The organism is Salibacterium sp. K-3, from assembly GCF_054052005.1.
On record NZ_JBSVZE010000002.1, the window covers coordinates 644486 to 668047 of the forward strand.

The 23562-nt window shown below is 44.8% G+C and carries 20 protein-coding genes and 3 pseudogenes; 8 read left to right on the top strand and 15 right to left on the bottom strand.

Annotated elements, in window-relative coordinates; translation table 11 throughout:
• Positions 1 to 94: 94 nt before the first annotated feature.
• A complete protein-coding gene (locus tag ACW9JV_RS15335) occupies positions 95 to 934 on the bottom strand; it encodes a methyl-accepting chemotaxis protein (RefSeq protein ID WP_457335959.1) in 840 nt (279 codons plus the stop codon).
• A gap of 122 nt (positions 935 to 1056) precedes the next feature.
• Positions 1057 to 1806 carry an SDR family NAD(P)-dependent oxidoreductase gene (locus ACW9JV_RS15340; protein WP_457335961.1) on the bottom strand — a complete coding sequence of 250 codons (750 nt, stop codon included), beginning with the start codon at positions 1804 to 1806 and terminating at the stop codon, positions 1057 to 1059.
• A 249-nt stretch (positions 1807 to 2055) separates the two neighbouring features.
• Between ACW9JV_RS15340 and ACW9JV_RS15345 the strand changes: the two genes are divergently transcribed.
• Positions 2056 to 2667 carry a class I SAM-dependent methyltransferase gene (locus ACW9JV_RS15345; protein ID WP_457335963.1) on the top strand — a complete coding sequence of 204 codons (612 nt, stop codon included), beginning with the start codon at positions 2056 to 2058 and terminating at the stop codon, positions 2665 to 2667.
• A 69-nt stretch (positions 2668 to 2736) separates the two neighbouring features.
• Here the strand turns inward: ACW9JV_RS15345 and betA are convergent, their stop codons facing one another.
• The 4 genes from betA to ACW9JV_RS15365 form a co-directional block, all read right to left on the bottom strand.
• Positions 2737 to 4434, bottom strand: coding sequence for a choline dehydrogenase (gene betA / locus ACW9JV_RS15350; protein WP_457335965.1), 1698 nt, complete (start codon positions 4432 to 4434; stop codon positions 2737 to 2739).
• Between the two features lie 324 nt (positions 4435 to 4758).
• Positions 4759 to 6186 carry a PstS family phosphate ABC transporter substrate-binding protein gene (locus tag ACW9JV_RS15355; protein ID WP_457335967.1) on the bottom strand — a complete coding sequence of 476 codons (1428 nt, stop codon included), beginning with the start codon at positions 6184 to 6186 and terminating at the stop codon, positions 4759 to 4761.
• Between the two features lie 197 nt (positions 6187 to 6383).
• Positions 6384 to 7337 carry an aldo/keto reductase gene (locus ACW9JV_RS15360; protein ID WP_457335969.1) on the bottom strand — a complete coding sequence of 318 codons (954 nt, stop codon included), beginning with the start codon at positions 7335 to 7337 and terminating at the stop codon, positions 6384 to 6386.
• 308 nt (positions 7338 to 7645) lie between these two features.
• Positions 7646 to 8755 (bottom strand): substrate-binding domain-containing protein, encoded by a 1110-nt coding sequence (locus ACW9JV_RS15365; RefSeq protein WP_457335971.1) that lies wholly within the window; start codon positions 8753 to 8755, stop codon positions 7646 to 7648.
• A 255-nt stretch (positions 8756 to 9010) separates the two neighbouring features.
• On the opposite strand from ACW9JV_RS15365, the gene ACW9JV_RS15370 reads away from it, so the two are divergent.
• The 3 genes from ACW9JV_RS15370 (at position 9011) to ACW9JV_RS15380 (ending at position 13124) form a co-directional block, all read left to right on the top strand.
• A complete protein-coding gene (locus tag ACW9JV_RS15370) occupies positions 9011 to 10624 on the top strand; it encodes a xylulokinase (protein WP_457335973.1) in 1614 nt (537 codons plus the stop codon).
• Between the two features lie 216 nt (positions 10625 to 10840).
• Positions 10841 to 11833 (top strand): glycoside hydrolase family 43 protein, encoded by a 993-nt coding sequence (locus ACW9JV_RS15375; protein ID WP_457335975.1) that lies wholly within the window; start codon positions 10841 to 10843, stop codon positions 11831 to 11833.
• A 1-nt stretch (position 11834) separates the two neighbouring features.
• Positions 11835 to 13124, top strand: coding sequence for an oligosaccharide MFS transporter (locus tag ACW9JV_RS15380; RefSeq protein WP_457335977.1), 1290 nt, complete (start codon positions 11835 to 11837; stop codon positions 13122 to 13124).
• Positions 13125 to 13241: 117 nt separating this feature from the next.
• Here the strand turns inward: ACW9JV_RS15380 and ACW9JV_RS15385 are convergent, their stop codons facing one another.
• The 7 genes and pseudogenes from ACW9JV_RS15385 to ACW9JV_RS15415 all read right to left on the bottom strand — a co-directional run bounded on the left by ACW9JV_RS15385 (position 13242) and on the right by ACW9JV_RS15415 (position 19724).
• Positions 13242 to 14015 carry an acetoin reductase gene (locus ACW9JV_RS15385; protein WP_457335979.1) on the bottom strand — a complete coding sequence of 258 codons (774 nt, stop codon included), beginning with the start codon at positions 14013 to 14015 and terminating at the stop codon, positions 13242 to 13244.
• 383 nt (positions 14016 to 14398) lie between these two features.
• The gene (rlmD, locus tag ACW9JV_RS15390; RefSeq protein WP_457335981.1) at positions 14399 to 15874 is read right to left on the bottom strand and encodes a 23S rRNA (uracil(1939)-C(5))-methyltransferase RlmD; all 1476 of its coding nucleotides are present in this window, start codon (positions 15872 to 15874) and stop codon (positions 14399 to 14401) included.
• A gap of 174 nt (positions 15875 to 16048) precedes the next feature.
• Complete coding sequence (locus ACW9JV_RS15395; RefSeq protein WP_457335983.1) at positions 16049 to 16195, bottom strand: hypothetical protein; 147 nt, start codon at positions 16193 to 16195, stop codon at positions 16049 to 16051.
• 93 nt (positions 16196 to 16288) lie between these two features.
• Positions 16289 to 17005, bottom strand: a pseudogene (locus ACW9JV_RS15400) (dihydropteridine reductase).
• Between the two features lie 175 nt (positions 17006 to 17180).
• On the bottom strand, positions 17181 to 17570 hold the full coding sequence (locus ACW9JV_RS15405; protein WP_457335985.1) for a DUF5367 domain-containing protein: 390 nt from the start codon (positions 17568 to 17570) through the stop codon (positions 17181 to 17183).
• Positions 17571 to 17579: 9 nt separating this feature from the next.
• Complete coding sequence (locus ACW9JV_RS15410; protein ID WP_457335987.1) at positions 17580 to 18191, bottom strand: TetR/AcrR family transcriptional regulator; 612 nt, start codon at positions 18189 to 18191, stop codon at positions 17580 to 17582.
• Between the two features lie 537 nt (positions 18192 to 18728).
• Positions 18729 to 19724, bottom strand: coding sequence for a DUF3231 family protein (locus tag ACW9JV_RS15415; protein WP_457335989.1), 996 nt, complete (start codon positions 19722 to 19724; stop codon positions 18729 to 18731).
• Between the two features lie 510 nt (positions 19725 to 20234).
• On the opposite strand from ACW9JV_RS15415, the gene ACW9JV_RS15420 reads away from it, so the two are divergent.
• The 4 genes and pseudogenes from ACW9JV_RS15420 (at position 20235) to ACW9JV_RS15435 (ending at position 22400) form a co-directional block, all read left to right on the top strand.
• A complete protein-coding gene (locus tag ACW9JV_RS15420; protein ID WP_457335991.1) occupies positions 20235 to 20432 on the top strand; it encodes a hypothetical protein in 198 nt (65 codons plus the stop codon).
• A gap of 389 nt (positions 20433 to 20821) precedes the next feature.
• Positions 20822 to 21019 (top strand): annotated as a pseudogene (locus ACW9JV_RS15425) (YolD-like family protein); the annotation flags it as partial.
• Positions 21020 to 21045: 26 nt separating this feature from the next.
• Positions 21046 to 21705 (top strand): annotated as a pseudogene (locus ACW9JV_RS15430) (SOS response-associated peptidase); the annotation flags it as partial.
• Between the two features lie 425 nt (positions 21706 to 22130).
• Positions 22131 to 22400, top strand: coding sequence for a hypothetical protein (locus tag ACW9JV_RS15435; RefSeq protein WP_457335993.1), 270 nt, complete (start codon positions 22131 to 22133; stop codon positions 22398 to 22400).
• A gap of 248 nt (positions 22401 to 22648) precedes the next feature.
• Here ACW9JV_RS15435 and ACW9JV_RS15440 read toward each other — a convergent pair whose 3' ends face one another.
• A complete protein-coding gene (locus ACW9JV_RS15440; protein ID WP_457335995.1) occupies positions 22649 to 22819 on the bottom strand; it encodes a hypothetical protein in 171 nt (56 codons plus the stop codon).
• A gap of 387 nt (positions 22820 to 23206) precedes the next feature.
• On the bottom strand, positions 23207 to 23311 hold the full coding sequence (locus ACW9JV_RS15445) for a phage holin (protein ID WP_457335997.1): 105 nt from the start codon (positions 23309 to 23311) through the stop codon (positions 23207 to 23209).
• Positions 23312 to 23562: the final 251 nt, after the last annotated feature.

Consider the following 23562-nt stretch of genomic DNA (forward strand, 5'->3'; position numbering starts at 1 on the left):
AAGGACCGCCGGTCAGAAGATGTATGAAAAAAAGCCGTCAAAAATCTACCTCATCATAAAACAGAGCTTTGGCAGCGGCCAAAAGCTCTGTTTTTTAATGGGAGATATTTTCTTCCATATATTTTTTTAAGTTATTGGATGTTTCATTCAGCTTTTCGATTTCTGCCATAAAATCGGTGACAAGCTTTGCTTCTTCCTGGGTAGAATTGGAGATTTCCTGAAAATCCGTTTCCATCCGGCTGATGGAATTCTTTATATCATTCAGTGTATCTTCAATTCGAACCGTCGCTTCTTTGGAATCATTGGAGAGCTTGCGTACTTCGTTGGCGACGACACCGAAGCCGGCTCCTTCCCTCCCGACACGCGCTGCTTCAATGGCGGCGTTCAGGCCGAGGAGATTGGTCTGATCGCTGATTCCCTTAATCGTCGCTGTCACTTCGGTGATATTGGAAGAGTGTTCAACGGCTGCTTTCGTGTTTTCTGAAATTTGTTCGGTAGCTGCCGACAACTGCTCGGAATGAGCCGCGATGTGCTGCACTTTGCCGACAAGTGATTCCGCAATGGTATCCATGGATTCGATAATGGAAGAAAACTCTTCCTGTTTCTTCGTGCTTACCGCCGCATTCACCGCTGCAACGACTTCTCCGTTTTCTTTGATGGGAAAGGAGATGCTGTCAAACGGAATGCCAAACTCCTCCGCTCCGACTTTCACCACTGTGGTTCCCTGTGCATTGACCTGCTGGAAGTTCAGGTAGCTCTCCGGAAGCGGATCTCCCGGCTGATGGCCGAAATTCAGCTCTTTACTGGGGGCGTAATAAAGATATTTCTCGTGGTCAAAGACCGTAATCATCGTATCTTCACGCAGCATTTCCTTAATATATGGAATGGATGTAATAAAAGCTTGTACCTTATCCATTTCCTGGACCTTTTCCATACATAACACCTCTTCTTATAGTATCGGTGTTAATATCGGAACGTTGGACGCAGGACTTAACATCTATTCCCGTTTCTGTTAAGAAAATCATATACACGTTCAAAAGTCGGGCACCCGGCCTGTTATTTCGTGTTGGTAAAGCCGCCGTCGATACGGATGACTTCGCCGTTGATGTACTGCGCCGGGGCTGTCAGCAGGAACGTGACCAGTTCTGCGACTTCTTCCGGTGTACCCAGTCGTTTCTGCGGAATACCGGCCGATGCGTTTTCTTTCATCTCGGGATTCGCATCGAAAAACTCCTTCACCATCGGCGTCTCTGTCGGCCCTGGTGCAATGGCGTTCACCCGGAGGCCGTCCTTCGCGTATTCTGCCACCATGCTTTTGGTCACCCCGATGATGCCGTGTTTGGTGGCAGAATAGGTTACGACCGAATCCTGTCCTGTCACACCAGCGCTTGACGACGTATTAACAATCGCACCGCCGCCGTTGTTGATCATTACCTCCGCTACATAACGTACACCGTACAACGCTCCAAGAAGGTTGATGCCGACAATCTGTTCGATCTCTTCCGCTTCGGTCTCAAGAAAATAGCCGCCGCTTCCGGAGATTCCGGCATTATTGAAAAAGTAATCAATACGTCCGAAATGCTCCATTGTCTGATCCACATACTTTTTCACGTCTTCTTTTTTGGATACATCAGCTGTAACGGCAATAGCGTCTACCCCTTTTTCTTTCACGAGTTCCACCGTTTCCAAAGCCGAGTCTTCTTTCACATCCACCACCGCAATATGAACGCCTTCCTGAGCGAGTCGAAGGGCGGCAGCCTGCCCAAGTCCACTTCCACCGCCGGTAATAATTGCAACATTATTCATTGTTCTGCCTCCTGTCATGTTGAGAAATCATTTTTATCGTACACCTTCACAGCCGAAAAAGAAAAAATTCAGCCTGTATGTTCCCCAAAATCCAGTAAAACAAGATACCCGGCAGTTGTCATCACAGTGCCGGGTATCTTTTAGTCCATCATCTGAATTTTATTTCGAGAAATACAACGCGAGTATCACAACAAGAGTTATACTTATAGATAAAGGAAAGAAAGTATTTTCATGAGAGGAGGACAAGAAATGGACATCCAAAGGCAGCGAAAGCTTTTTGACCGACAGGCAGACAAATACGCTAAGCGCGCTGAGAAGCTTGGTCCTGATCATCAGTGGCGGCAGCGTCTGCTGTCGGCAGCAGACGGAGATATTTTGGAAGTATCCGTCGGTGCTGGAACGAATTTTTCGTATTATCCCAGGGATGCATCGATCACCGCGGTTGATTTCAGTCCAGCTATGCTGGAAAAGGCAAGAAAAATGGCACAAAAAGAGAAGAAACAGGTGACAGAATTTATTTCCGGCAACGTAGAAACCCTGGATCTCCCTGAGCATTCATTCGATACTGTCGTTTCCACCCTGTCCATGTGTGCTTACCCGAATCCAGATCACGTGCTTTGTCTTCTATCGAAATGGTGCCGGAAAGATGGACAAATTCTGCTTCTGGAGCATGGGGTGAGTTCCAATCGTTTTTTTGCCAAGCTTCAGAATATATTCGACCCTGTTTTTAAAAAGAAGGCAGGCTGTCATATCAACAGGGATCTCATGAAACTGATACATCAATCGCCTGTCATCATACAACGGGAAGAACACGTCCTTTTCGACACGGTCCATCTCATTTGGGCAAAGCCGAAACCTTAACGACTGAGACCGGGGTCCAGCCCAAAAAAGAAGGCGCTCTTTTTGAAAGAGGCCTTCTTACGAAGCATTTTATTTCGCTTTTTTCGCTTTGATGGTGCCTGCGTCAGGTGCATGTACGCCGTGACGATAGAAATCAGCGTCCATTGGCTCAAGCGGCTGACGTCCACGGATAAGGTCCGCTGCCTTTTCCGCCAGCATCAGCACCGGCGCATGAATATTGCCGTTGGTGATGTGCGGCATCGCGGACGCATCGACCACCCGTACATTGTCGAGTCCGTGCACCTTCATGGAATTCGGATCAACAACCGCCATCGGATCGGAATCCGGCCCCATTTTTGCCGTGCACGATGGATGAAGCGCCGTTTCCGCATCTTCTTTCACCCACTCCAGAATCTCCTCTTCAGTCTGAACGGAAGATCCCGGAGAAATTTCTCCTGAATTGTAAGGGGCAATGGATGGCTGAGCCATAATGTCGCGTGTGACCCGCACGGCTTCCACCCACTCCCGCCGGTCCTGCTCGGTGGAAAGATAGTTATAGACCATGCTCGGATGTTCTTTCGGATCTTTCGAACGAATCTTCAAGGAACCGCGTGCATCGGAGAACATCGGGCCGACGTGTACCTGGAATCCATGTTCCGTTTCCGCCTGCTGGCCGTCGTAACGTACTGCTACCGGCAGGAAGTGATACATCAGGTTCGGGTAAGGAACGTCTTCGTTCGAACGGACAAAACCTCCCCCTTCGAAATGGTTCGTTGCTGCCGGTCCTTTGCGGCCAAAGAGCCACTGCAGACCAATCCACGGCATCCGAGATTTCTTTAAGTTAGGCTGCTCCGACACCGGTTTAGGGCAGGAGTACTGAATGTAGGCTTCCAGGTGGTCCTGAAGGTTTTCGCCTACCCCCGGGAGATCAATGACCGGTTCAATTCCAACGGAGCGCAGGTGTTCTGCTTCGCCCACTCCTGAAAGCTGAAGCAGCTGCGGCGTGTTGATGGCGCCGCCGGCAAGAATAACTTCCTCTGCCGAGACGTGATGCGTCTTTCCGTTCCGGCGATAAGTCACACTTTCCGCTTTCGTACCATTAAAGTTAATACTTGAAACGAATGCACGTGTTCTCACCGTAAGGTTCGACCGCTTCATCACCGGACGCAGATAGGCCCGTGACACGGACATGCGTCTGCCTTTGTACACATGCTTATCAAACGGCGCGAATCCTTCCTGGCGGAAACCGTTCACGTCCGGGGTTCTTGAATAACCCGCGTCTTCCGCAGCATCAAAAAATGCCTGGAACAAAGGATTTTTGGCGGGGCCGCGTTCCAGTTTAACCGGCCCGTCATGACCGCGGTACTCATCATCCGGATCCGCTGCCAGCGCATTTTCCAGTCGTTTGAAATACGGAAGACAATGGGCATAATTCCACGATTCCATACCTGGATCTTCTCCCCAGCGTTCATAATCCAGTGGATTGCCCCGCTGGTAGATCATGCCGTTAATGGAACTCGAGCCTCCAAGTACTTTCCCGCGAGCGTGCTTCACGCGTCGTCCATTCATATAAGGTTCGGGATCGGATGCGTATCTCCAGTCGTAGAATGGTTTTCCGGCAGGAAACGGCAGAGCTGCCGGCATTTGAATCAACAGGTCCCACGGATAATCACTGCGTCCTGCTTCCAGAACAAGGACGCTGTTTTTTCCATCTTCACTTAGACGGTTGGCCAGGATAGAACCTGCGCTGCCTCCGCCTATCACAACATAATCAAACGTTTCACTCATTTTCCAGACCTCCTTAAGATCGGAACAGGCTGCGTCCATTCCGTCCCTATCTTTCCTGTAAAATTAATTTTATTAAATTTTTATTTAACGTTTTTAACACAATTAATTTACCATGTTGTATTTCTTTTGTAAAGGGAATTCATAGAGGATTTAAAATCACTACATTATAAAAGAGATGGGAAAACATCATAAAAAAGAAGGCACGAGTGGAAATGTAACAAGTATCATGCGAAGAAACGACTTCTGTTTCTTACTTATTTTGTTTTAGAAAAAATAATGCCGGCCGAAAACGGGCCGGCGCAAAGAAAATCCGCCTGAGGAGTTTTATAGGTCATCTTTTTTCTGCTGTAATGTACTGCTCAACATGCCATCATAATTATCGGCAAGATCTTTCAAAAATGATCGATAGGGAGTGACTCCTTTTTCCTCCAGCTGACCTAGTGCCTGCAGATATCCCGTTAACACGTTCATTTCTTCATTGGAGATATCCCCTTCCATCTCCGTCAGCTGGTTTTCTATTCTTTTGTGTGTTTCCTCCGCTTTTTCATGTTGAAATGTTTCTACCTGTCTCCGGTACTTTTGAAACATGAAGCGCAATTTTTCTTGTTCCGGGAACTTTACATAACCTGTTTTTTCAATTAAGGTTTGTCCCTGATCCGATAGTATCCATGTAATAAAGGCATCGAGATGGGGATTATCGGACCCGTTCGTGATCGCATAAAATTCACTCGTTAATGGATATTGATCCTGCTGGATGGATGTTTCATCCGGTTTCACGTTGTTCACCCTCAAAAGCTTCACACCATTGTTTTCTACCATCTCCGTGGCAAAATAGCGGTAGGAAAAACCGATCGCATTGCGGTGATTCCGGTAATCGGATGTCTTCTCGACAATCCCACCCATACCGCTTACCTGTTGATCGGCAGGCGGATCCATAATCGGCGTTTCCCCCATCATGTTTTGAAGCCCTGTCTGACTGCCGCTTCCTTCTGGCCGTTGAAAAGCAATAATATTCTGGTTGCGTCCGCCCACTTCTTCCCAGTTCGTGATGTTACCGGCATAGATCTGCCGCAACTCTCCCACCGTTAAACTGTCCACCGGATTGCTTTTATGGACAAAAAAGACAAACGCTTCTTTTCCTATAGGAATCTGTTTTTTCTCCGGTCCAAGCTTTTCTTCCTGCTTATCGGACGGCCCCGCAGCAAAAATCATATCCACCCCGCCGTCCGCCAGACGGCGGTAGGCTCCGTTTGTTTTGGAGACAACCACTTCACTGCGCTGCGTGCTGCCGTGGGGATAGGGATCTTCCGGATAAACGGCACGAGCAAAGGCCGCATACACCGGATATAACGCGGTAGCCCCGTCCAAAGCAGGGAGATTTTCTTCTATCGTATAGTCAGACGTTCCATCAAGCGAAGCGGCTTTTGTATTTTCATGAAATGGTTCGTATGCTCTTAAATCTATTTCCGAACGCTGGATTTCAATATTACTCATATAAGCATCGTATCCGGCATAACCGGCAGAAGGCACAACAAGCAGAAGCAGCGGAATAAAAACTTTCATACGTACCGATACATGGGAGAATATTCCCAGTATCCATAAGTCTCCTGATATTAATATCGCACCAGCAGTAATACCGACATATATGTAGCCGCTCTGGGGAAAAATGAGCAAGGAAAAAAATACTGCTATGGCACCCGCAAAGCCAAAAATAATAGTAAAAGCAAGCATTCCGACTATTCGTTTGGCCACTTTCCGTCTCTCCTTTCCTACTATCAGTTTTCAGAAATAAGATTAATGGCTCTCTGCCGATCCATCCCAATCCCCCTTTTTTCACTTTTAGTGTAATTATGCATTTTTTGTTCGATTAGTTAAATAATGTTGTGAAAAATTGGTGATAATTAAAACCCCGGCTTCGGAAGCCGGGGTTTTGTCATAACCAGGATGTTTTAATTCATTCTTTTTTCCCATCCACCTTTAATGTCGACACCGGAAGCTACAGCGGTTTCTTCGAGTTCGCTGATTTCCTGATCGGACAAAGTCACGCCTGCAGCGGAGGCAGCTCCGTCCACGTGATGTGGTTTTGTCACACCGACAATCGGTACGGTGCCTTTGGCAATGGCCCAGGCCATCGCAATTTCAGCCGTTGTTACGTTATGTGTTTCGGCTATCTTTTTCAAGAGCTGCAGCAGATCATCCAACTGTGCCATTACATCGGCGTTGAAAGCATCTCCACGTCTGGTGCCGGGCTGCATCGGATTATCTTTATCGAATTTGCCCGACAAGGCACCCTGCTCCAGTACCATGTAGGAAAAGAAAACAACGTCGTTTTCACGGCACCAGTCAATAATACCGGCATCCTCGGATGAACGGAACAGAAGGCTGTAGTGGTTCTGCACCGCAGACAGTCTCAGTCCTTCCGCCTCCAGAATCGAAGCAGCCTGCTTCACTTCTTCGAGATTGTGGTTGGATACGCCGGCGTGCTTGATTTTGCCGTTTTTCATTAATGGAATCAGCTCTTTTGTCCAACGGTCCACGTCGGTTGGATTATGAATCCAGTAAATATCGGTGTGATCGATATCGAGGCGTTCCAGCGTCGTGTCGAGCGCCTTTTCCACCGGTTCCACGCTCATACCCGGCGTGAATTTCGTTGAGAGGAAAAGGTCCCGGCGGCCATTCATGAACCGGCCGAGGATGGTTTCGGCATTCCCCATACCGTATACCGCAGCAGTATCCCAAAGGGTGAAACCAGCATCCACTGCTTTTTCAAATACAGGCCGCAGATCATCTTCTGTCAGGTGGTTCCCGAAAATGTCCTCTCCGCTGTTGGAGCCTGTGCCCCACGACCATGTACCGAGGGCGATGGATGGGATGTTTTCTTTTGTTAATGGTGTTTGTGCCAAATGTGACGCTCCTTTCGTTTCTCACGTGAATGGCTAACGTATCACTTCAGTCTGTATTTCCTCAAAATAAATGCTCAAAACGTTTATCTGCAGTCGGTGTGTTTCCTATTGCGGGCGGGAATATGTCGAAATCGAGCGAAATCCTTCCTCTTTCGGGCGATTCCCCGAAACATACCATTTTTACTGCTCCACAATCTGAATTAATGCCGCCGTTGTGAATCCAGACCACGCTGACATGTTATCCTCTCCCATCTGCCAAAAAAAGATACAACAGAAAACGATTCTGCCGCATCAGTCTGTGTGTCAAATTATGAAAGGGGGTCGTCCATCTTATCTTCTAATTCTTTTATCGTTTCGCCTGGTACCAGATCCGGCTGGTAATACGTTTCGTTCGGCAGGTTTTTCGTGCCCTGTAATTTTTTAATAACCCAGTCCGCCGCGTCACGCCCCATCTGCTCCTGGGGATGGGTGAGCGTGGAAAGGTGAATGTTTGCGTTCTTGGCAATATACGAGTTGTCCTGTCCGATAATGGACAGCTCATCCGGAATGGCTATATTAAGCTCTCTGCATACGTTTGCCACCTCAAGCCCGACTTCGTCATTGTAACAGACAATAGCAGTTAACGTATCTTTATTTTCGGTCAGAAACTTTTTTACATCCGCATACAGTTCCGACTTTGATTCGGTCGTATAAGATAAAACATGTTCCGGATTGAATTCCAACTTAGCTTCTCCTATCGCTTGAATAAATCCCCTCATTCTATACTTCCCCTGCAGATCATCCATTTTGGCGATGAGTCCGATGCCGGAATGGCCTTTTGAAATCAATTCACCTGTGGCAATATAGCCCGACTGCACATCGTCAAGACATAGGAACGGAACGTCCAATTCGTCATAATGCGCATTAATCATGATGATGGGAACATCCTGCTCCTTAAACGACATGTAGTAAGCGATGTTCGGATTGTATAGATTACTTTTTGTCGGTTCAATAATCAGCCCGTCCACCCCAAACGAAAGCATCGTTTCCAGCGCATTTCTTTCCTGCTCCACGTTATTGTTTGTGCTGGCGAGCAGCAAGGAAAAATCGTCATCGTTTAATCTGCTTTCAATACCGCGGATGATGGAAGGGAAAATATAATCGGAGATGTAGGTGGTGATGACACAGATTGTTTTTTTATCGGCTCTGGATGGATGGTTTGATGGATGCTGGTTTATAACATACGTGCCGGACCCTTTTTCCGTTCTCAGAAATCCTTCATTCGACAGTTCGGAGATCGCTTTTCGGACCGTCTGCCGGCTGACTTCATACCGGCTCTGCAGAGTAGACTCCGTAGGAATTTTTTTATCCTGCTTATAATCCCCGGAAAAAATACTGCTTTTTATATCATCTATAATCATTTGATATTTTGGCTTCATGTCATCCCTGCTTTCCTGAAGATCTCTCTCCTGGGTCTTAATGGACACATTCTATCACGGCTCTGCATGAATGAAAAAGAGAATATATAATAATTTGTACGTACATATTATTAAAGTATTGACAAATGTACGAACATAAAATACACTAATGTGGAAATTTATTGACATGGTTGATACATAATCACCAACAAATAAGGATTATCTTTATTTTTGTGCGTCATTGAAATCGTTATCAAGAGAGGAGGAATATGCAACATGAACCACTCGGATGTTAAACAGGCCATTACAGACGGTGAAACGTCCCTCGGTATTGAGTTCGGTTCAACACGTATTAAGGCAGTACTTATGGATGACCACTTTGAAACGATCGCATCCGGCAGTCATGAATGGGAAAATCGGTTGGAAAATGGATTCTGGACGTACAATCAGGTTGATATGATTACCGGTCTGCAGGAAGCCTACAGCGATATGAAGCAGAAGGTGGAAAGCAAGTACGGCATAACGATACGAACGATTGGATCGATCGGTATCTCAGCCATGATGCATGGATACATGCCTTTCGATCATACGGGCGAGCTGCTCGTACCGTTTAGGACCTGGCGTAATACTACGACAAGTAAAGCTGCTGATGAGTTAACGGATTTATTTCAGCATAATATTCCGGAACGCTGGAGTATTGCCCATCTTTACCAGGCTATCTTAAATGACGAACAGCACGTGTCCCGTATCGATCATATGACGACATTAAGCGGATACATCCACTGGCTGCTGACCGGTGAACAGGTCATTGGAACCGGTGATGCTTCCGGCATGTTTCCACTTGATGAAACCACTCTCGACTATAAAGCGTCCATGGTTGATCAATTCGATGGACGCATTGCGTCAAAAGAGTACCCTTGGAATCTGAAGGATATCCTCCCTAAAGTGATGGATGCAGGCGAAAAGGCAGGAACATTAACCAGCGCAGGGGTCAAAATCCTCGACCAGTCCCAGAATCTGCAGCCGGGCATTCCGTTCTGTCCGCCCGAAGGTGATGCCGGAACCGGGATGGTTGCGACAAACAGTGTCAGAAAACGTATTGGCAACGTATCTGTAGGAACTTCTGTCTTTGCCATGATTGTCTTGGAACAGGATTTATCCAGCATACACCCGGAAATTGATTTGGTTACGACACCGAACGGAAGCCCGGTTGCGATGGTTCACGCCAATAACTGTTCCAGTGATTTGAACGCCTGGCTCGGACTCTTCCGGGAATTTGGAGAAGCCATGGGACAGGATGTGGATTCCGACAAGTTGTTCTCCGTGATGCTCACCAAAGCACTGGAAGCGGATCCGGACGGCGGCGGTCTCCTCAGTTACGGTTATTTCTCCGGGGAGAATATTACAGGGCTGGATAGCGGCCGGCCGTTGTTTGCCCGTTCTCCTGAAAGTACATTTAATCTCGCCAATTTCATGCGGACCCACCTGTTTTCGGCGTTTGGAGCACTCAAAATCGGCATGGATCTCTTAACAAAAGAAGAACAGGTGACCATTGATAACATGTTCGCTCACGGCGGATTGTTCAAGACGCCTGTTGTCGGACAGAAAATCGTCGCCGCTGCGATCAATGCTCCCGTTTCCGTTATGGAAACAGCTGGTGAAGGCGGTGCGTGGGGAATAGCCATCCTTGCTTCCTATATGAAGAACAAAGAAAATGAGGAACGCCTGGAAGATTTTCTGGATGAAAAAGTATTTAAAGGTATCGACAAGCAGGAAATTTATCCAGATCATCGTGATGTCGAAGGATTCGAAACATTTATTGAACGATACAAGAAAGGCCTTACCATCGAACAGACGGCTGTTGATCATCTGGCCCCGGATAACCGGTAAAACGCGTGGGAAACAGAAGCAGGGAATCCCCCTTTCTGGGCAGAATGGAGAGCGTTCATCTTCTGTCCTCCCCTTTTCCTTTTAACTTGTACGTACAATCAAAAGAAATGTACAAGCACTTATTTCCACACGCAACAAGCAGCATGTTTTGTATTCCAGGAAACCGCTTACGATGCCACAGATGCACTACTGACTTTATGAAGAGGAGTGATTGTTATGGAAACCATTCAAAACCCCATCGTATTACAGAGAGCAGACCCATTTGTTTATAAGCATACCGATGGTTATTATTACTTTACCGGCTCTCATCCGGCCTATGACCGGGTTATCATAAGACGCGCGCAGCATCTCTCTGACTTGTACGACGCCGAAGAACACGTCGTTTGGCGTAAACATAGCGAGGGGCCGCAGAGTGACTTGATCTGGGCTCCTGAACTCCACCGGATAGATGGAAAATGGTATATCTACTATGCCGCTTCCCCGGACGACAAAATCGTGGATGATACGTTCAACCACCGGATGTATGTGCTGGAAAATGAATCGGACAATCCAATTGAAGGAGAGTGGGAGGAAAAGGGACAGGTAGATCCAGGCTGGTCCAGTTTTGCACTTGATGCCACCACCTTCGAACACAACGGCGTGCAATATTACGTCTGGTCGCAGCAGGATCTTGATATTACCGGGCACTCCAATATTTATATCGCTGAGATGGAGAATCCGTGGACGTTATCGAGTCCGGCGGTTATGCTCACCAAACCTGAATTACCATGGGAAATCAAAGGATTCTGGGTGAATGAAGGCCCTGCCGTTTTAATTAGAAACGGGAAAGTTTTCATTACATACTCGGCTAGCGCTACAGGAATCGACTACTGCATGGGCATGCTGACGGCTGACTCGGATGCGGATCTTTTGAATCCGGATTCATGGACGAAACGTCAGGAGCCGGTCTTTGAAAGCTATACACCAAATGAACAGTACGGACCGGGGCATAACAGCTTCACCGTCTCCGAAGACGGAAAGACTGACATTATGATTTATCATGCCCGGAATTATACCAAGATCGACGGCGACCCCTTATATGACCCAAACCGTCATGCCCGTGCGCAGGTTATTACGTGGAAGGAAGACGGTACGCCCGATTTCGGCGTTCCCGCTGCAGATGACAGATGGACCCCTGATACAACCAAGATTTTAACGAAAGAGGATTAGTATGAATAGTTTAAAAAACAGCACCTTTTGGAATTTCGGCGGTATTAACTTTTTCTATTTTACCGTCTGGACACTCATCATCACGTTTCTGCCGCTGTGGTTGGACGATCAGGCTGATTTAAGTACAGCGGAAGCAGGCATCGTATTTTCCACGATGTCTGTTGTGGCCATATTTTTGGAACCGGTTTATGGGGTCATCCAGGACAAACTGGGACTCAGAAGACATTTATTTGCCTTTGTCATTTTGTGTTTACTTATGATTGGACCTTATTTTGAATTTGCGTTCATTCCCCTCCTTCAATTTAACGTTGTTTTCGGCAGTATAGCCGGAGGGGCGTTCTTAAGCCTGTGTTTATACAGCGGCGTCGGCGTTGTGGAAGCATATACAGAGAGATCCAGCCGCGCCAGTAATTTTGAATACGGCCATGCCCGTTTATTCGGGTCTCTTGCAGGCGGGGCTTTTGCTTTTATCGGCGGTATTATGTTTGTACGCGACCCCTTCAGTGTGTTCTGGGTATGTACCATCTCCGGCATTCTGCTTGGCATCCTGCTTTTGATGGTAAACGTAAAAAAACTGGACTCCCAGCGAAAAACCAATGAACCAATAGATACCGACAGCCGAGATACGGAAAAAGATAAAGGATCCCACGTGAATAAAGACAGTATTCTGAGTGTTTTTAAGAAAAGAAGTTTCTGGGGACTCTGTCTTCTGATTATCGGCAGTGCCAGCCTGTATGATGTTTTTGATCAACAGTTCCCCAACTACTTTGTAAGTTTCTTCCCCGAGGAAGGAAACGGAGAATCCCTTTTCAGCAGATTAGCGTCGGTACAGATATTCATGGAAGCCGGGTTTATGGTCCTTGCTCCCTGGTTTATTAATAAAATCGGCGCGAAAAACGGACTGATTCTGTACGGGCTCATTTTATTCGTACGGGTTATTGGAACCGCTTTTTCCACTACGCCGGTACTGCTTGCACTCTGGAAGCTGCTTGCGGCTATCGAGATGCCTCTCATGCTTGTCTCGATTATGAAGTACATTGTGAATGTGTTTGATGTGCGTCTTTCCGCGACAGTCTACATGTTAGGCTTTAACGTGGCAAAACAGCTTGGTGTCGCTTTCTTCTCTCTTTTTATGGGAAGTCTTTATACCAACCTGGGATTCCAGAACGCGTATGTCATTATGTCCATCATTGTTCTGGCGCTTGTCATCCCCGGCGGATTATTAATGAGAAGCGACAAAAAACCCAGGAAGCAGGCGCTTAACACGCTGGACAATTATCACAGCGCGTAAAAATGAATGAAGCCAGAGCTTTCGTGGTATCATCTATTTTTGTTTCATGAAAAGGATTCATTTCAGATAAAAAGAGGCACCTACCTCCCGCAGCTGTAGGTGCCTTTTTTATTATGCTTATCTAAATACGATTCCGCCGTCTGTGATGATGGATTGTCCGGTAATATAATCTGATTCATCCGATGCGAGAAACGAGACTAGATTCGCGACGTCTTCAGGTTCCTGCGATCTTCCAAGCAGGATGCCGTCGGTAAATTCCTTGAATTTGTCACCTCGTTCCAGGTTGTCATCATACTTCACCATTTCTTCATCGATCCGGTCCCACATAGAGGTGCCGGCAACACCGGGGCAGTAGGCGTTCACGCGGATTTTATCCGAAGCCAGTTCCTTGGCAGCTGTCTGGGTGAAAGAACGCACGGCATGCTTGGTGGCAGAGTATGTGCCGAGCATCTCATAGGATTCGTGCCCTGCGATACTGCAGGCGTTGATTACTTTCCCTTTTGTTCCCTGTTTCCTGTATTGTGCGGCGGCCGCCTGCGTGCCAAAAACCACACCATGTACGTTCACAGAAAATGCTTTATTGAGCTGATCTTCATCTATTTCCATAAAAGGACTGACAACATCGATACCGGCATTATTGACAAATACGTCAAGCTGTCCGAACTCTTCCACGGCTTTGGCGGCAAGACTGAACTGGTCGTTGCGCTTTGACACGTCCCCTGCCATTGCAGTAACAGGAATACCGTCCTGTTTGAACTCTTCCAGTGCATCATCCAATGTGTCCTGATTGATGTCATTCAAGACAATATTGAACCCGTCTTTTCCCAACCGCCTGGCGATTCCTTTTCCAAGACCTCCTGCCGATCCAGTAACTACTGCTGTCTTTGCCATACTATCACTCCTTTACAGCCATTTACCTGCAAACAGGTAATGTAGTTTCATTATTCCCTGATGCCTTACATTCATAACTGCGTCTCCGACCATTTTTTCAACGCTTTGTCTTCTTCTTTTATTTGAATATCCTTCCGGCATCCGTTCACATCCCTGTATGACAGACAATCATTTTCCACAAATAAACCGAACAATTCTTCCATAAATCGTTCGGGATTTTGTTGTACTTCATACATTGCTTTGTCAAATTAGGCCGCTTTCCGCAGGGACAGCTCGTATCTCCGAGTGATTTAACACTGCAGCTGAATCCGGAAAACGTCAACAATTGATACCTCCCTAACCGATCTGAAATTTGTTGCCGGAGACAAAAAAACAGACACCCTTTACCGGGTCCCTGCTTTCTGTGTTCGAACTAATTTTGTGACGGCCTCCACGTGCACGGTCTGCGGGAACATATCCACCGGTTGAATCTCCTCGACCGAGTACCTGTTTTTCTCCAGGTATTCAAGATCACGGACCTGCGTTTCCGGGTTGCAGGAGACGTATACAATCCGCTCGGGCTGCAGCTTCACGACGCTTGATAAAAAGGCTTCGTCGCTTCCTTTGCGGGGAGGATCCATCATAACGACATCGGCTGTTTCTCCCCGCTCTGCCATCTGCACCATAAATTTTCCGGCGTCGCCCTGGTAGAAGCGGGCGTTTTTCACACCGTTGCGTTTGGCATTGCGGATGGCATCGCGGACCGCATCGTTATTCAGCTCCACACCGATAACCCGGCCGGCAGTTTTGGCGGCAATCAGAGCGATCGTACCAACTCCGCAGTAAGCGTCGATCACGGTTTCTTTTCCGGTCAAACCTGCCATTTCCATTGCTTTATCATACAATTTCTCTGTTTGGACCGGATTGACCTGATAGAACGATTTCGCCGAGATCACGAACTCCATCCCGCCCAGCGTATCGGTAATCGTGCCCGGTCCGAACAGCACTTTTTCGTCGTCGCCCAGCACCATGCTCGTGTCCTTATTGTTCACATTATGGACAAGCGTGGTAATCTCCGGGTGGGCTTTGCGCAGCGCTTTGACAAAATTATTCTTGCCGGGAAAGACAGATGACGCAGCGACAAGGACCACCATAATCTCGCCGCTCGTTTTGCCGACCTTGATCAGCACATGGCGCAGAAAGCCGTGACCCGTGTCTTCGTTGTACGGCTGCAGCTTCGTCGTTCGTAAGATATCCTTGATCGTCCCAGCAATCTCGTCCGCTTTCGGATCGTGAATGAGACAGCGGTCCATCGGAATAATCTCGTGGGTATTCCTTGCGTAAAGACCGCCGATCACCTGCCGGTCTCTGTTCATCCCGAACGTTGTGTGGCTCTTGTTCCGGTACGCATACGGATGCTCCATCGTCAGCATCGGTTCCGGTTTCCCGAACGGCTTCATCAGCGCATCCACGGTCTTCTGTTTGAAGCTCGTCTGTGCCTGGTTGGTCATATGCTGCAGCTGACATCCTCCACAATCGTAGAAATAGACGCATGGCGGCTCCACTCTGTCCTCGGACGGCTTGATGATCCGCTTCAGTTCCGTCGTGGTATGCCGGCCTTTCTGGAAAACAGCGACTTCCGCCGTTTCACCGGGCAGAAGATGCTCCACCTCCAGTTTCTTTCCATCCCACTGGACGATGCCTTTTCCTTCATTGGTTAAGGCCGAACAGGTCACCTCCGCAATGACAGGTTTCTTCCCGCCTGCTCCTTTTCCTTTCGTCTGACCGCGCTGTCCCGGGTGCTGTCTGCCGGACGGTTTATTAGCAGTACTGTGCTTTTTGCCCGGCTTTTTATATCCATGGTTCTTTCGTTTACTCATAAGCACTTCCTATCTACATTTCTTTCTTGACCCTTCATTATAGACTACTGCAGGCAGGGAGTAAAACGGCCGTCCACGGCAGTATGTTACGTTTGCACCCTTTGAACGACCGTAAACGTCGTTATGAAAGGTTCATAGTGACGTTTAGAGCACGCAGAACAGGTAAAAACGTAATCATGAACCATTCATGATTACGTTTAGAAGATTGCAACCAGGCGTTTTGGCCGCATGAGCGTATTCAACTTGTTCTTCGTCATAAAAAGACACTTCCGCAGACTGATACGTCTGCACGGAAGCGTCTTTAACAGGCGTTTTATTCATTTGGGCATCCATGAAAGCGGTCATTATAGGGTTGAAACACACGTAGAAATGGACAGTTTCTACGTGAACGCTCCTTTTGCATGGGTTTTCCGCTTACATGGACACATCTTGGGATAAAAACTCAGCCCGTTGGTTGTCATGCTTGTCGAGCATGATCTGTTCCGGATTAATGCCCCGCTCACGAAGTACGTCGATGTTCTGCATGAGGAATTCGTCGCTTCCGACAACATAAAAGAGTCCATCTTTGTCTTCCGCAAGAGCATTCACTTCCGCGTAGTAATCGTTACGGTTGTCAACAAACTGTGAGGTGAACGTCTTGTCAGGGGCGGATGTAAATACATCAGGGAATAAAAAATCTCTCGATGAATCGATGTTCAGGGAATGCATGTGACGGACGTTGTCAGCTCGTTCGAAATAATCCAGTATCAGTGGTCTGAACGTTGCCAGGCCGACCCCTGATGACAGCAGATAAACATTTTTGTCTTCTCTTTACAGCGGCACATTCGAATGTGTTTTGAATATGGCAACATCACTGCCGACATCAAGCTGCTTTAATATCGATTTAAACGTGGAGCACTGTTCTCTGATACGTGTTGTGATACCGATGGACTGTTCGTTCGGTAACGTAGAGATGGACATGTGACGGATCAGGCTGCGGTCTGGCTGCTCACCGGCATTAAAACCCTCCAGCGCGAAGTGGGTGTGGGCCCCTTCCTCCCATGTGAAACCTTCCGGACGGTCGAGCAGAAACGTTTTCACTTCAGATGTTTCTTCGATAATATCATTTATTTTCGTCCAGTAGATCTGCATGACATATTCTCCTTGTTTCATTGTATTTCCTGTCACTGTCCATATACAATAATTGATAATCATTATCAATTATTGTATATGGAATCTGCAGATAATCCCGACCCGATTCACCTGCCATACTGTTCGTTCCTTTCCGTTTGAAACGCGTCTGCGCTTGATTGGTCATATGAATTAGCTAATACAATGATTTTCTTCCTGACATAAATCCTGAAAGAAGAATTACAGAATAAGCTAAAAGCAGCCATGATCCAAAAATCCCATCAGTTCCAGGTTCTAAATTCACAAAGATATCCTGGAAATAAATTAATGCTATGATATCGAGAAGCATACCGGGCAAAGCTATCAGAATGGCTGCTTTTAATTGATTTAATGAATCTAGATTTTTGTACCGGTAAACTGGAAGTGTAAGGACTAAAATTAAAGGAATAACCAAAATATATGCAGCAACTAATAACATTGGATCTCCCAGGGAGAAGAAATATTGCCCCGTAAATCTAAAGATACCTGTAGCTCCCAGCCAAACTAAGAGCCCCCATAAGAGAAAACACATATTCTGCCACTCCATAATTCATATTTAATCTTTCTGCTTAATAGATTGAATGTGTTCCATTTGTTTTACTAGTAAAGATTCAACATCATTAAAGACTTTTTCTGCGTTGAAGTCTTTTACCGTGAGAGACTGAATGGCTAAACCGTCTATTAAAGCATTCAATAAAATGCTCCATACCTCTGTTGAAATTCCGTAAAATTCACTTGTGCCGACTAATGATTCAATCTGTTTTTGAAGGGAGTCATTTTCATATCTCAACAGATTATTAATTTGTTCACGAACTTTGTCATTATTTAATCCTGTCACGATTAATGACAAAAATAAGTGATGATAATAGGAACCTTTCGTACTCCGTTCATAAGCAGATCCAAGTGCGGATTGAACCCAATGTATCTCCTGTTGATTTGAGTATTTTTTCATTTGCTTTAACTCTTCCCACGAGGTTTCGCACATATCATTTACAATCTCAATCGTTAGTTGTTCCTTCGTTTTAAAATGATAATATACAGTACCTTGTGTTACACCAGCACCTTCTGCTACTGCTTTTAAAGTTAATTTATTTATTCCATTATCCACGATGCACTTTTTGGCGGATTCAATTAAATCTTTTTTCGCAATTACATTAGGTTCAGCCATGTTATTCACTCTCAGTCTTTAAGTTAGTTGTATAACTAACTATACATAGCATATTTTATCCTGTCAAATTAGCTGGTCCTTCCCCTCAGCAAAAATGCTGGATATCACTGCCTGCAAGGCTGGGGGCTATTTTCCCTCGCCGGAGGGCTTGGCTCAGGAAGCTGTTCGGGCTCATCGTAGTTATGGCACTCAGTTAATATTCCTTAGCTAACATTACTATACAGGCAGGTCTGGAGTGGAATGTGTCCCCTTACATGGATGTAGCACGTCTGAACAATGCTTCTACGTTCCGAGCATTTCGAATTCGGCTGCTTTTGATATTTCCGTCTATTGTAGCCGGCTGGTCATTAGTGTTCATGGAAACCATCGGAGATAGGACTGCAGCCCACCCGCCAGTACTTTTTCTTATGCTTCCCAATTCCTGGGTTGAACGTTCACCGCATGACCCTGCTGTTGGATTAACGGAAGCTGAGTTGGAAGGGTGCGACATTGCCCGGCGTTACATCATGACTTCTATATTTTCACATCGTTTAAAGCTCAAATGTTGTTTAAGTTAACGCGGTCAACTGCTTCTGGTGGTTGTTCCAACCATCCGTGATCAATCATAATATTGGCACCGTCCTCCACATATAACGAAATATCAAATAAACAACGGGCATACAAGGCACCGATATCACTTCTTCCATTGAGAGAGGCGCCGTCCGCATATTCCCTTATCTTCATAGAGAACATATCGATTTTATGAAAAACCATGAGCTTATCTGAAAATGGCGGCTTGGTAGATGAAGTAACTAAATGATCTAAAAGCGTAGGGGAAGGTAAGTGACTCTCCATTAACTTGGTTGACATCTTCTCAATATGCTTCGTATTAATATTCTTTCCACGCTCTAAATACTTTTTTACCTTTTCGAGCTGGGCCACTTGTTCAAACCCGATTATAAGCGCTCTGCTTGTGATGTCATTATTAATGTTACCAAAAAGATGAGCTATTTCTAACCCATGAGGAGGCCTGACATTTCCAAAAAATCCATTCAAGAAATTTTGTTTGGTTATGAAATCTACTCTTTCAGGGTTCGGCATGGGTGGCGTATTCATTAAAATGCCTTTTGATTTTAACACGTCATTAACATCTGTCATCAATTTGACCGTGTCATTAAGACAACGAACAAAAAAATCTCTTACATCTTTCCTTGTCACCAAAGGAATAGCGACGCTGTATATACTCATTCCTGCTTTACCTAAATACTGCAGATAATGGAGATAAAATTCATCGTGAAACAACCTGGGCGCCTCTAAATTCACGTCACCATCAGTGAACCCAACAGGTACTGGGAAACCTTCCTGAACAAAAATCGCTTTAATATCTTTGGTATATGATTTACTTAAACGTAAGGCATGTTTTAATACTTTTTTAACGTCTTTGTCGTTCACGTGTTTCAAATAATAACTAAGGACGCATTTACCCAGAGTATTCCCAACATAAGTCGCCCAAAGCTTTCCCATTTCTGCCGATGTTAAGTGAGATTTATCCATGAGACTACGCACATTTCCTTTCACCATCTTTTTCATCTGTTTCCGATTAATTTGTCTACCCGATTTGTGCAACTTGTAGTCAAAGTCAATCTATAAGTTGAAGTGACTTTCAAATTTGAGAAGAAATGGACTCTTAAAAAAATAAAAACACATAACCTGCCCTTTTCTCTCTTAAGTAACAGCTACATCCCTATGTTTTCCTTAAGCGAGCTGCATATGCACACTATATTTAAATAATAAATTATCTTTGGATCCCGCCTTTTGAATAAGGGATTTAAAATCTTAGGATCCATCAATAATAATTACTATAGGTACTTCCCAACTTCCGTTCATTTATGACCTTTCATTATATATAACAAGAAGCATCTAATAAAACAGATGTTGCAAATTACGTCAATTTACTATTTCGCATAAGCTCGTGATTTGAAGTAATTTATTTAAAGGCTGTCAACTTGATAATCCGTCTGTTATTATTGAAAAGTGAAATTGCTAAATTCTGGGAGGTTTCTCATGAATAAGATAATGGCTGTCTATATCGCTTTTTTCAGCAGCATTTTACTGGTCATTGGTCCGTCAATAACACTTCTCTCAAACGATATCGCCGGAAGTATTGCCGTAGTAGTTCAGTACCTCCTTTTATTCAGTGGAGTCATTGGGGTAATAGGTAATGCTGTAGTCATTAAAAAACACAGGAAAGGCGCTGAGTGAAAAACATACTCCTTCCTTCGTGTAATCGATGAGTTTTTCGTCTTTGATACAAAAAGATGTGACAGGGCCTCATACCTTTCGATAGTGACACCACACCATCACGTGGGTTTGATTCATCTGATGGACCGTAACAATTTGCTGGCTCAACATCGCTTCGTAAATCACCTGATTCGGTTCCTTCGATTCTGCAGCTCTTTTCAAAACACCTTCCATCACGAAGCCCCCGTTCGTTTTTTTATTTTATGAGAACGCTTGTTTCATTTCAATTCTGTACAGATCTCTTGTTTGTTAGTATAAGAACGAGTCATGCGCTGGGAATCGATGCGGATAATCCTGCCAGAGCACCGAGAGATGTGGCTGAAGCATAAAGAGGAACAGAAGAAGCCCAAAAGCCAGTGTTGGACAAACAGCAGTGGGAGGAGTTTGAGTGGCTGCTTAATGAAGCGATGAAAGAAAACGCTGAGCTTGTGTTTACCTATTGGGAGAATGGATTCTTTTATGAGGTGGCAGGATGGTGTCGTTATGTGAATAACAACCAGAAACAAGTCCGTAGTGAGGACGATGTACATTATATCCCCTTCGATTAGATTACAGACATCCATAAAAGCATAGCCGTTTCACTTTAAGTATTGATCTGGAGACACTAAAGGATCAATTCGATATCGATGAAATAACCATTGAAGATTACGATGTGAGCTACAACATCGCCCCTTCTCAAGATATACTTGCTGTCATTAATGATGGAGAAAATAACCGTCTGGGAAAATTGCGGTGGGGTCTCATTCCTTTTTGGGCAAAGGACAAGAATATTGGGTATAAAATGATTAACGCACGTGCTGAGACCGTTTCTGAAAAAGGCAGTTTTAAGCACGCATTAAAAAAACGTCGTTGCATCATACCGGCCGATTCATTTTACGAATGGAAGAAAGTCGATGGCAAGAAGTAACCTTATCGTATACATCTTAAAGGCCAGCATGTATTTGGATTTGCAGGCCTTTGGGAAAAATGGAAGGATGAAAACGGCAAGAATGTATTCTCCTGCGCAATCATTACAACGGAAGTAAATGATTTTATGTCAGAAATCCATGATAGAATGCCGGTAATTCTGCCTAAAAAACACCATCAGCAATGGTTAGATTCGACTAATCAGGACAATGAGAATTTACAGCAATTCCTGCAACCGATTGACTCTAACGCTATGACAGCTCATGAGGTTTCAACAGATGTTAATAATCCTAGAAATAATTATAAAGAATTGTTGAATCCACTCTAATGATTATAAACATCAATAATCACTAAATAACTTTTCATACCGCCGGGAACAATCTGCTTTATATAAGCTTGTATTCCTTGCTCGTTATATTCCTCCAATATGTATTGAATTTCGATGTTAATATCACTTGCATCGACGTATCCAAAATTATAGAAATAATGATTTGCCGGCTTTCAAATAACGAGTCCATTAGTTATTTACTTTCTTATTTGATGTATGAATTATACAACAAGCACATAAAGATGCCGAGTCACACTTTCCATAATCGAGCCAGATCGTATTGTTGAAAATCTTTTTCGAGAATAATTGGATATTTATGTTAAAATAGGTGGAGTTTGTGGAGGAATGTTAAACTATAGAAGCAGAATAGTTTAAAAACAAATGGTTAAAATACCCGATAAATGTATTATTGGGTGGGATAGTATATGAAGGAAAAACAACTAGAGTTTTTGACTCAAATTAGGTCTATGGGAGAGGAATTAACCCATAAAAAGATTGAGTATTGGAAATCATTTTCGGACTTTGAAATATGGCAATTTTTGGTATTGATTCTAACGTTAATCGTACCACTAATCATGTTATTCATTTTCATTGATAAAGATAAAATGCTACTTCTTGGTTTTTTTGGACTGAATTATTATGTATGGTTTGCTTATATAAATGCTACTGGTATTAGTCTAGGTGTGTGGGAATAACCCTACCAAATTTACCCTTTTTTCCAAAGTATATCATTGGATGGTTCATTAGTTCCAATAAGTTTTATGTTGTTATTTCAATGGACAGTGAATCATAATAAAAATATTTACCTATATTCAGGTTTATTATCTGCTGCTTTTGCTTTTATAGTAAAACCAATTATGGTGAATTTTCACTTTTTTCATATGTCTAAACTTATTACAAACCTATTTGTATGGTTGCAACTAAAGAAACAATAAAATGTTATTCAATTAAAGGGCGTATCCGGAACAAGGAATGCGCGCCTTTTTTCATGAAATACGGTAGCGATTTGCTCTCTTGTGATCGACTTCCGAGGGGTTGTTCTGTTCAGCAAGCCTTTTTCTTGTGCCCATTCCCATGCTTTTTTGTGGCTTTCATTCAGTTGCTGTTGTGCCATATCTTTAATAACCTCTACCATACATAACGCTTGTACGCTTCGTTAAAATCAATGCTGCTGCCATTCCAGAACGCCTACTATCCAGCCACCTCAGAGACGTATGCCATCCCATGTTTTAGAACGTCCTTGCGCTTGAGCTTCTATTTGATTAATCTGACCTTTCACTTTTTTTAATTTTATTCCGGACTTCCTCAACTTCTTCCAGAAATCCGTTGTACTGCTTGATCATAGTTCGTGTTTCTCTCATCTCGGAACGGAGGTCGTGAAAATCCTCCCGAACGTCGTTGAGCTGCTCGAACGGATCTTTATTGCTGTACCACTCTTTGCTTTTTGCTCATCACTCATCTTGAGCCCCTTCTCTATTTCTCGGGCTTACTACTCGCCGTTTTAAATAGAATCAAGATTGTTCTGCGCTTGCTTGGCAGCTGCCGAGAAGTTGTTGTTCTTCCACCAAGCAATGACCGCAGTTACACCAGAGAAAATAAACGACACAGCTCAACTGGCAATGGGGATTGTCCAAAGATGGCCAGCCTCTGGTTGATAAAAGCTACCATAATAATGGTCCTTGTCACTGTGCCGGCGTCGAGCTCTTTGAAAAAGTTAATCATGAAAATCACTCCTAAAATAAAATTAAAAAGAGCCCCCATTTTTGGAGACTCCTTCATATTTGATGCTGCAGTTGTTTGTGCAAAAAAGCCACGAAGGGCGCAACCTTTTGTTCCAGGTTCGCGCCCCTGCAGAAA